General features: G+C 38.5%; 3 protein-coding genes. All 3 read right to left on the bottom strand.

Annotated features, from left to right (window positions below; all coding sequences use genetic code 11):
• Positions 1-82 precede the first annotated feature (82 nt).
• Positions 83-298: a hypothetical protein gene (locus J2743_RS11845; protein ID WP_209627468.1), complete on the bottom strand. Its 216-nt coding sequence runs from the start codon at positions 296-298 to the stop codon at positions 83-85.
• 424 nt (positions 299-722) lie between these two features.
• A complete protein-coding gene (locus tag J2743_RS11850) occupies positions 723-9,278 on the bottom strand; it encodes a cobaltochelatase subunit CobN (RefSeq protein WP_209627470.1) in 8,556 nt (2,851 codons plus the stop codon).
• A 340-nt stretch (positions 9,279-9,618) separates the two neighbouring features.
• Positions 9,619-10,212: Ig-like domain-containing domain (locus J2743_RS11855; RefSeq protein ID WP_209627472.1), on the bottom strand; the 594-nt coding region annotated here is incomplete at its 5' end.

Genomic DNA, 10,212 nt, shown 5'->3' on the forward strand with positions numbered 1-10,212 from the left:
AAAGAACAACCTTCTAAAAATTAAAAATTTACCAAAAAAATTTTATAACCAAAACAAAAAAAATCATCATATCACTAGAAAATCAGACAGTGTCTATTACCCCATAGATTCTGGGATCCAAATCAGTTCCCTGATTATTTGTACTTTGACTATCTGTTGTTTCCTCAAGATTATCGGTTGAATTTGATTGTTGTTGACCTGTTTCAATACTTCCGTCTGGATCTTGTGCTGATACAGCTCCACACAAAAGCATTGCCAAAACAATTGTCGTTACTAAGAAAATCATTAGTTTTTTCAAGATTTTCACCTCCTTTTATATTATGAGTACAACTGACAAAATTCAATCATACTTTAAAAAAAATAAAGTAATTAGACATATATACTATTTTCGTTAGACTTGAATAAAAATAAAGCAATCTTTAACTATTAGGTATGCATCCATCTACTAATTTTTTATAATTAGCAGAAAGTTATTGTTAGTATATTGGTTGTTAATAACATAAAGGCATATTAATATTAAAAGAATTAACTTCAAACTAACAACCAAATACAAAACCAAATAAAACTGTGTTAACCCTGTTCAAATTATCTCAAAATATATCTTCCAGTTGTTCTACAGTAAAAACTCTTAAAGTTTCTGATTTTAAAGTATTTTAATTAAAAAGTAGGATTAAATAAAGAAATAATTTAAATTCCCTAAAAAAATGAAGGGGAGAATAAACTTATTTTCTTCCATGGAAATATCCAACACCTATCAGACCTACCAGTATCAGCACGCCAATTATGGCCACTATAGGCATGTTGGATTGGCCTCCTGAAGCAGAATTTTTTTCACTAACCTCATAGGATTTAGAAGAACTGTCACCTGCAGATTCAGATGAAGAATCTGACGTTGAGGTTGATGAACTTTGATCTCCACTATCACTTGACGTGGAAGGCTGGTCACCTGCCTGAGCACCGGAAGAAGTTGCTGACGCTGCACTTGTTGCAGGACTGGTTGGTTGGGAAGGTGATCCCTGAGAACCTAGGGTTACCATTTCACCGGTTGCATCATACATAATTGATGCGAAATTCTGAAGCTGAACCATGCTTAGGGATGAAATTGATATTGCGAAGTTGTTTAAGGCCAAAGCCCCGCAAGTGTGGTGGCAACATGAAACCGCAACCTCATAGGATTTTAAATATTCATTTGCTAACTTTTGCAGGAGTTCTGGATCTGCTTCCCATGTTCCTTTACGTGCGGACTGTAAGAGTGACGCTGCGATGCTCTGAAAAGCAACAGCTTTGAAGTCTGCATCAAAACCAGAGGCAAAAGCAGAACCTAATATGGTATTGGCTACACTAGTCATGAGTCCATTGCCAGCCACACTATTCCCATCAGTATCTTTAGTTAGCATTGCAAATGCAACAAAATTATTAACTCTGGAAGCATATTGCAGTGCACCAGAAGGATTATTCTGAAGAGATCCGAAATAATTAGGGTTGTTTACCATGGACTGGACTTCAAACTCTAATTCTTCTTTTAAATTTCTGTTTACCATGTTGTTTTGGTCTCGGATGTCAACAATGGATGTGTCTGGATTAGCACCCAAGTACTGGCAAGCCAATAGCGCTCCACCAAACCAGTCATAGTAATCATCAGAGTCCAAAAATCTCCAGGTGCTGTCAATATTCTGAGTCACTAAATTTGTATTCCGTAACAGGTATTCAAAAGTGTTCCGGTTACTGGATACCACTATATGACCATTCTCATCTAGAGTCCAGGCATTGGATATTCTTGATAGGTATATCTCTGCACAATCTGCAATTACACTGGCACTGTTTTCCCATTTACTGAAATTGGAGAAATAATTCGAGACACCAGTTCCTTCCAGTACAGCCCCAGGTAAACCAAATATACGGTCCAAGGATGGGTTTTCAGCGTAATGTTTTTTAACAAAATTCACATCCGTACTTTCATCTGTGGCGTTGACTAAGGAAACCGCACCAACCAAAAGTTCTAACCAATCCGTATTACCTATAACCGCAGTTGCGAAAACATCAATACGTGGCCTGTTGATTACAGTGCCATCATCCAGAGTGATGGTTAATTCTGAAAGATCCATCAGAGCAATACCAGTTACCACACCATTACCTGTAATACTCCAGGTTGGGGTGATTCCTAAATAATAAAGGAACTGGGCAATACCAATACCTTCTGTACGGAGTAATTCAGTTCCCCACATGATCTGAGCTATGGTTTCCGGGAATTCACCATGTTCCTGATAGTAGTCCTTCAGTTGTAAATCAACGATCTTTTTAGCAGCTTCCCAGGCAGCTTTACTGGGCATTCTGGTGGTGTCAAGAGAATATATATTGGTACCTGTGGGCAAAACATCGGAATATGATGGATCTGCAGAAAGACCTGGTATTATGTATCCTCCACTTAAAGCGTTCATTATTGATTCCCATTCCATGTTGGTCATCAGATCAGAAATGGTTTCCACACAGAATTGGAGATTGATGTAAAGAACACTGGTGTTGGTGATTCCTATCTCTGCTGCTAAATCATCCAGTGATGTTCCATTAACCAGTTGAGTTACGTAATATGTCATGTTATTTTTAATAACCTCAATGTAATCCTCGTACTGGACATCGTGGAGCATGGTATAATAATCCGCAGGGATAGAGGGGTAAAGTAAGTTTTTGATGTTGTTCATTATTTCAGTTCTGGATGAGGCTATGGTGATGGTTTCCTGGATGAGTTCATAACCCTCAAGTCCCTCTCCCAGAGTATGCAGGCCCAGAGTGATGACATCGTTTTCAAGATCATGTAATTTTAAATGGAGTTCTTCTAACCACGCGTCAAAGTCTTCGTCATCCTGCAGGGGATCAAAACCCAGATCAACTGCGGTTTGAGTAATTTGTATTTTATACTCTTCAGCTAATTCCGTGGCATCAACTTTAACTGCATTTTCGTAGCTGTGGATATAATCATGTAATGTAACTAAATCCCCGTATAATCCTGAGGAAACAATAGCCGGTGTCATGTGACTGATTACCAGGGCAAAAGAGCGGTCTTTGGCCACCATAGCTTCACCGGGGTTGGAGACTATGTAAGGGTAGATGTTGGGTATGGTGGATAACTGGAATGTCCAGTCATCAGCCTGTAATCCAACAGAACGACCTGGTAACCATTCAAGGGTTCCATGAGTACCTAAATGGATCATTACATCTGCCCCAAATACCTGATCTAACCATTTGTAGAAGGCAACATACTGTTGGTGAGGTGGAAGGGTTGCATCATGGTAATTTTCCACTTCTTCCCAGCCACGACTTGGTTGAACTGTAATGAAGACATTTCCACAGACAAGACCTGGAATTACAATGTATTCATCATCATAAACCATTATTTCCCCTAAACCAGATCCCCATTTGGCAACTAACTGTTCTTGAAGTGTTTCAGGTAGTTCATTGAACCATTGCAGGTACTGGGTAAGGTTAACCAGCTGATTATTGGAGGTGAGATTGTCATAGTTTTCTTCCACATAGGCATCGAGAAGTCCCTGTGCCCAGGTACCCTTGTTACCAAATTCAGCAATGATGGTGTAAAGTTCTGTGGCTGTGGGGATATCCTCTTTTTCCATGCCAATATCATAACCTGCATCATAAAGCTGCCCCAATAAGTCATGGAGACTCTGGAAAACATCCAGATAGGATGCTCCCAGTTCAGATTTGCCCGGAGGATAATTATATAAAATTACAGCAATTTTTTTAGCCTCATTCTCTTTTTCTTTAAGAGCAGCCCAGCCAAGGGTTAGTTCAACAACTTTGTCAATTCCTTCCTGTACTGGTATTTCATTTCCATTAGAATCTAAGTATGATACCGGTATTGCTCCGAAAACACCTTCAAATTGAGGTATAGTTACGGAGTAAGTCCATTCAGCTTGTGGTCCAAATTCACTCATGTAACTGTATTGGCTGATGGAGTTGAGAGCCCGGATGATTTCCAGGTTCATGGCGGTGAAATTGTCAATAGCCCCTCCATTGGCCATGTTAGCATAATCCATGGACCAACTATAGAGTGAATTTACAGCAACCACACCACGGGATAATGGACCTGTACCATTAACTCCTTCAACTAATTCAAGTAATAACTGACTCATTGGAGGACTGGTAGCTGATTGGAATATGTTTAATACCGCCCTTCCCTGAGCTTCATAGGTTGTGATCATGGCATCCACCAGGGATCCACCAGGATAGTAACTGGCGATAACTACAAATGAACCAGTTATATCTGATTTAGTGGAGTTGTACCAGCTTTCAAAGGCATTGAAAATCTGATTAGGATCGTTATGTTCTGCTGACCAGGTTAATAACTCGTTGGTCATCCAGTTTAAACTGCCAACTCCATCACCACCATAACCTGGATCCTGTTTTATCCACTCGTTTATTTGTTCTCGGGTGGGAGTAGTTCCGAACACACCATAATCTGGATGGTAGATTCCCCAAGTTGCGCTGGCTAAAATTGGGCCTCTATTCTCTTCAGTAGGGTTTACATCACTCTCTCCTAACAAATAAAATATATAATCTAACATATTCTGCATGTTTTCATTGACGACATCATTATCTTTGATGGCTTCTGCCTGCCAGTAAGAACCGATATATGTATTTTCAAGAGTATTGGGTGTGTTATTCTCCTGGCTTGCCCCTAAAAAGTTCCAGCTACCTAATAAATTTGAAATATAGTTATCAGTGTATATTCCGAAAATGTAAGCAATCATATGGTTTTCATTAGCCAGACTTCCTGCGATGTCCTCTATGGATACAGCACAGGTCTCTGTATACATATCTAACAAGATGAAGTTGGCATACTCTAACATCCAGTGCTTATATGTTTCATCAATGGTGTTGTAACTTTCAATGGTGTAAACACGGCAGCTTAAGTCCATAAGCGCCTGCATCTTATTGAGCTGGCCGTCTACATCGGAAGTACCATAATAACTGATAATAGCTATGTCTGGAATGAATGTATGATCAACAGTTAACGACCCTGTATTAATGGTTACATTTTGAAGGTAATTTTTATAAGTCCGGTACAGAATTTCCAGGATATAATTCCCCTTGTTTAAATTGCTGAAAATGTAGTACCCGGAACTGTCTGTGGTCATGGTGGCTATTATCTGATTGTCGCTTTGGCTTCTTAGATTTACTGTTGCATTGGAAACAGCCACTGCATCAGCCAATTCTCCCACATAATCCCCTGTTGAGTTATCATAGGCATCACGAATAGTTCCACTGATGCCTAATGATGATTCACCATAGTTATATGCGACAAGATCATCCGGTCCCGGGGTTACTGCATTGTTACCCTGGAGGTTACCTCCATTAGAGTACAAGTAATTGTAGGTGATGGTGTTATTTGATGATCCAGTGGTATTTACAGCATATGCACCGGTTGTGTTGATTCTATTAAAGGAGATGGTGTTATTTGGGAACTCTTCCGTGGACCCGCCAGTCATATATATACCGGCATTTCCAGCAGGAATAACATCACCATGATGGGAACCAGCATCAGTGCCCTCATTTCCAATGGTGGTAATGTTATTTTTGTTAATGGTATTTTTACCAGAGTTATGGGCAGCTATTCCGTAGCTATAGTTACCGGTTGCGAAGATTTCATTTTCTTCAATTAGATTGTTATTTGATGTGAATAACTCAAAAGCATAATTAACATCAGCTGATGTGTTTATAACGTTTTTAGATATGTTGCTGGCTGTTGAGGATTCTAAAGTGATCCCATAGCTATAGTTAAGTGCGCTTACATCAATATTATTTTCATTAATGATGGTATTTAAACTATTAAGACCTGCTATGAATCCTGTAGCGAAATAGCTTCCAGTCACGTTAATATTATTCTGTGAAAAAACATTGCCTTCTGCAGAGGTGGAACTATCACCCCAAACGGCCCCTAACACTCCTAAACCATAGGAAAATGGATTGTTTCCAATTACGGTGATGTTGTTATTGGTAACTCTGTTATTATGGCTGTCATAGTAGATATCAATGCCGACCATACTGTTCATGCAGGTGCTAATGGGCATGGTGGCTGTGGTAAATCCAGATGTCAGGAAAACATCATTGGTAGTGATGTTGTTAAGGGAGGAGTACAGTAGTAGGATGCCGTAGGTGGGGAATATTTCATTGATCGCACCAATGTCCTGGCTGAGTGTCAGTGAAGATAAAAAGGATAGAGGAATACTGGTGCCGGTAGTGTTAATTGTGTTGGATAGGATCTGGTTGTTATTTGACTCGTATAGTAGTAGGGCAATGGTAATGAAATCCCCAGTTGTGGTGAGGTTGTTGTCTATGATCTTGTTGTTTCGAGAATCATACAGATAAATAGCATAACTTTCTTCATCATCATCTACAGTAATAGTGTTATTTTCAATGATGTTGTTTTCTGATTCAAAGAGTATTATGCCCTTCTGGTTAACATTATCTATTGTTATGTTGTAAATGGAGGTTCCTGAACCTCCACTGGTTATTTTAATGGTTCCGTTGTGTAATATGGCGTTGAAACCTTTTAAGGTTACTGGAATAGTTATAGTCATGTTTCGATTGTAGAAATCTCCCCATAGATTCAGGGTGCTGTGTGCGCCTACCACCGTATTTTTTAAAATTCCTTCACTGTTAAAAAAGTCACTGTAGTTGGAATCATTTATATCAAATACTGCAAATGGCGTGTCTCCATAGTTACCATTACTGGTATCGCCGGTAACAGAGATTATTGCATCGTTCCCCTCTCTATTACCATTATCTGATATCAAGTAATTATTAGTAATAGTACTGCTGTTACCTTCCCTGGTATCAACTGCATAGGTGCTAGTGGTGGTTATGTGATTAGCAGTTATGGTAGTATCAGCAGGCCATTTATTGGAAGACTGTTTTTCCAACAAAACCCCCGTACTAGCCGAATTTATAATATTGGCAACGATGTTATTACCAGTTACCTGACCATGCACACAAATACCCTCACCACTACCTGTAGTGATGTTATTCCCACTAATAAGACAATTTGACCCTTTCAACTCAATACCATAACCATTACTCAGACTGATAAGATTATCAGAAACCACCGCATCAGACCCGTAAGCAGTGATCCCACTGTGGGTTGAACCATAACCCGTTATAGTATTCCCAGAAACAGTACAGTTAGACGAAAAATAAATACCACAATAAGTTGCGGCGATGGTGTTCCCAATTATTGTGTTACCACCATTATCATGCTCAGAAGAAATACCCCGATAAGCACCAGTAACCGTATTATTAATCACACTGTTATATGCACCCATCACCTGAATACCATAACACCATGAGATATCTGCACCTACACAGGTGTTGTTGATAATTTTGTTATAATAACTCACTCCATTGGACTCAAATTTACCAGAACCCACATTGGAAAGGTAAATACAATCTGCACCATCACTTTCTACATAGTTACCAGAAATCGTGTTGTTATCAGATTCCCCTAGAACAATTGCAGTGTGGGTTCGTTCCGTATCAGAACGTACCGATGTTCTAACTGTATTTCCTACAATGAAATTGTTATTTGAACATGTTAAGGCAATCGCAAAACCATACGGCCCATTACAATGAATATTATTCCCCTGTATCGTGTTATTCTCAGTTTCATATAAAAAAATACCAATCCCATCTTCATTACTATTTTCAATGACTAAATATTTGATGTTTGTCCCGGAACCACCATTTAGGATAGTTATGGTTCCATTAAGCAGTAGTGCAGTTTTATCAAAGCTAATTATGGTTAATGGACGATCGATGATCATGTTTTTGTTGGTGAATGTCCCTGATAAGTCTAAAATGTCTCCTGCAACTATTGATGAACTGATAATGTTCCCTGCACCATTAAAATAGGTTGAATAATTATCATTAGTTATTTGATGCACATTCGCCCCACTAACTGGTGTTTCACCATAATTATCAGAAATTCTATCACCGGTGTTAGAACTTACTGCATTATCCCCTTGTCTGTTACCATTATCTGAAACCAGAGAATTATTGGTGATGGTGGTGTCGGTACCCTCTGCAGAATCAACTGCATAGGTGCTGGTGGTAGTTATATGATTACCAGTTATACTAGTGTAAGCAGGCCGTTTACTGGAAGACTGTTCTTCCAACAACACACCAGTACTATCTGAATTTATGGCATTAGCTATGATACTATTACCAGTCACCTGCCCATGCACATAAATACCCTCATTATTAGTGTTAGTGATATTATTCCTACTTAAAATACAATTTGACCCTTTCAACTCAATACCATACCCATTACTCAGATTGATAAGATTATCAGAAACCACCGCATCAGACCCGTAAGCAGTGATCCCACTGTGGGTTGAACCATAACCTGTTATATTATTATCCGAAACAGTACAGTTAGACGAAAAATAAATACCACAATAAGTTGCGGCGATGGTGTTCCCAATTATTGTGTTACCACCATTATCCTGTTCAGAAGAAATACCCCGATAAGCACCAGTAACCGTATTATTAATCACACTGTTATATGCACCCATCACCTGAATACCATAACACCATGAGGTATCGGCACCGTAAAGAATGTTAGCTATTATATTATTGTATGTGCATGGGTTTCCATTGGCATAATCAGCGAAAGAGAACATACATAGATAAATACAGTTGGAAACACTGGATATAATATTATTATTGCTTATTTTGTTGTAATGAGAATCTCCTAGAATTACCGGGGAATGGGTCCAACCATCAACAGTTTCATATTCTGAAAGGTTATTTCCAGTAATCTGATTGTATTTGGATCCTACTAAAGCAATACAGTGCCCTCTTATCCCATCAGACTGGATAATGTTGCCTTGGATGGTGTTGTTTTCTGTGTTTAAAAGATAAATTCCTTTACAGTTATCCTGGGAATTGTTTATTTTTAAATCAGTGATGTTTGTTCCAGAACCAGCAGATAAGATAGTGATGGTCCCATTGAGGATAAGGGCGGTTTTATCAGTGCTGGTTATGTTCAGAGGACGATCAATGTACATATTTTTATTGCTTATAGTTCCTGAGCAGTCTAAGACATCTCCTCCTACGATGTTGGTGTTATTAATGTATCCTGCTGAATCAAAATAATTACTGTAAGAATCATTGGAGATATTATAGACATTGGCTGCATTAACTGATGTGATATTTGCACATAAACATATCAACAAACCCATTATCATGATAAATTTTAGTTTCTGCATATTACTTCCCCATCAATAAAGTATTTTTTAAAATAATTAAAGTAAAATTTAGTTAATTAAAATAAGAAATTTAAATTATATATAATTTTCTTAAAATAGGATTGTATAATTATTGAAGGTTAACTTAATGGATAACAATATCCCTTCCAGGAGCACTATGATGTAACATTTCAAAATAAGCTATTAATTTTTGTATGATTATAGAGTGCCAAAAAAAACTATACATCCATAATTAGTATTTTGTCAACTTTTCTGAAATATTTTAAAAAGAGGTAAATAATTCCCCAAAAAAATAAATAGGGGGAAATAACGTGTTCATATTTTTTTTATAGTGGTTTTTTTATCCTGTTCCTGTGGTGAATGGACGACTGTACGCTGCTACAGGATTACCAGCAACATCAGTTACACTACCGGCTGCAAGAACCAAGGTATATTTGGTTTTCGCATTAAGCGAGGCATTAGGAGTTACTGTTAAAACCTTACCTGATGTTGAGATGGTCACAGGGACAACAGTTCCACTACTACTCACCAACCGAATACCCGCCGCATTCGCAACAACGATATCCTCATTGAAAGTAGTAGTAATCACCCTATTCACAGCCACATTCACAGCATTACGACCAGGACTACCCCTAACAGCCTTAGGACCAGTACCATCCGTAGTAAACGGACGACTATAAGCTTTCACAGGATTTCCAGCCAAATCAGTTACACTACCGGCTGCAAGAACCAGAGTATACTTAGTGGCTCTGTTAAGCGCTGAAGTAGGTGTAACACTTAGAACTTTACCTGATACTGAGACAGTCACAGGAACAACAGTGCCACTACTACTAACCAAACGAACACCAGCCGCATTCGCAACAACGATATTCTCATTGAAAGTAGTAGTAATCACCCTATTCACAGCCACATTCACAGCATTACGACCAGGACT

This window comes from Methanobacterium petrolearium (assembly GCF_017873625.1).
GTDB lineage: Archaea > Methanobacteriota > Methanobacteria > Methanobacteriales > Methanobacteriaceae > Methanobacterium > Methanobacterium petrolearium.